Source organism: Streptomyces sp. NPDC004629, assembly GCF_042873595.1.
Lineage (GTDB): Bacteria > Actinomycetota > Actinomycetes > Streptomycetales > Streptomycetaceae > Streptomyces.
On record NZ_JBIALO010000094.1, the window covers coordinates 1 to 1,378 of the forward strand.

General features: G+C 70.2%; 1 protein-coding gene. It reads left to right on the plus strand.

Translation table 11 applies throughout. The features are described from left to right. The first annotated feature begins 294 nt into the window (after nt 1-294). Nucleotides 295-1,371 (plus strand): IS110 family transposase, encoded by a 1,077-nt coding sequence (locus ACFYTE_RS42380; RefSeq protein ID WP_388722672.1) that lies wholly within the window; start codon nt 295-297, stop codon nt 1,369-1,371. The last annotated feature ends 7 nt before the right edge of the window (nt 1,372-1,378 follow it).

The window sequence follows — 1,378 nt, forward strand, 5'->3', positions numbered from 1 at the left end:
CTGTGAGTCTGTTGGGCGGCTGGTCCGGGACCGGCTGGCAGGGTTGACGTCGGTCGCCTCACCGCAGTCGTGACTCGTGACAACAGTGGCCCCCAAGGGTGCCTTGCTAATGAACTGTCCGACTGTGGTGGGTGGCCGGCGCCGACCCGGCCCACATCGGTGGCCTGATAGAAGCCTGCCCGACCCCCACGGGTCGTGGCCCGTCACAGTTCTGCCTCGAAGTGACCTCTCCCGGGCACGGCACCGGTCTGCGGCGACCGGGACCAGCGTCTCACGGAGAGGAACGCGGATCGCGTGGACACGATTGTCGCCCACACACGTTCGTTCGTCATCGGCGTCGACACCCACGCCAGGACTCATACCTACGCCGTGCTCGCCGTCAACGGCGAGCATCTGGGCACGGAGACCTTCCCCAACACCCATGCTGGCCGGGCCCGTGCGATCGCCTGGGCCGCACGCCGCACCGGCGGGGACCTCAGCGCCCTGTGGGTCATCGAGGGCGTCGGCAGCTACGGGGCCCAGATCGCCCGCCAGGCGGCACTCGCCGGCTACCAGGTGGCTGAAGCCGCCCGCATGGGCCGCACCGGCCGGCGTGGGGTCGGCAAGTCCGACCCGATCGACGCCCGACGCATCGCCGCAGCCGTAATCCCGTTGAGCGAAGAACAGTTGCGCACCCCCCGGCTGGATGAGGGCATCCGGGCAGCAGCCCAGATCCTCCTCACCGCCCGGGACGAGCTCACCAGTGAGCGGACCCGGGCGGTGAACGCCCTGACCGCCCTCGTGCGCGTCGCCGACCTCGGCGTCGACGCCCGGCGTCCCCTCGGCGCGAAGAAGATAGGCGAGATCGCCCGCTGGCGTCCCCGCGAGGAGGACCTTGCAACCACCACCGCCCGCACCGAGGCCGTCCGGCTCGCCAAGAGGATCCTCGCCCTCGATACCGAGCTCTCGGACAACATGAACCGGACCAGCGAACTCGTCGACGCCAGCCCCGCCGCCGACCTCCTCCAGGAGACCGGCATCGGCCCCGTCACCGCAGCCACCGTCCTGGTCGCCTGGTCCCACCCAGGACGGGTTCGTGACGAAGCCGCATTCGCCGCGCTCGCGGGCGTGAACCCCATACCAGCGTCCTCGGGAAACACCACCCGCCACCGGCTCAACCGCGGCGGCGACAGGCGACTCAACCGCGCCCTGAACGTCATCGCCATGGTCCGCATGCTCCACCACCCCCAGACCCGCGCCTACGCAGACCGACGACGCGCCGAAGGCAAGACAGACCGCGAGATCCGCCGCTGCCTCAAGCGCTACCTCGCCCGACGCCTCTACCGCCACCTCAACGCCGCCGCGGCTGAGTTGGGGGTTGACGGGACATAGAAGCTTC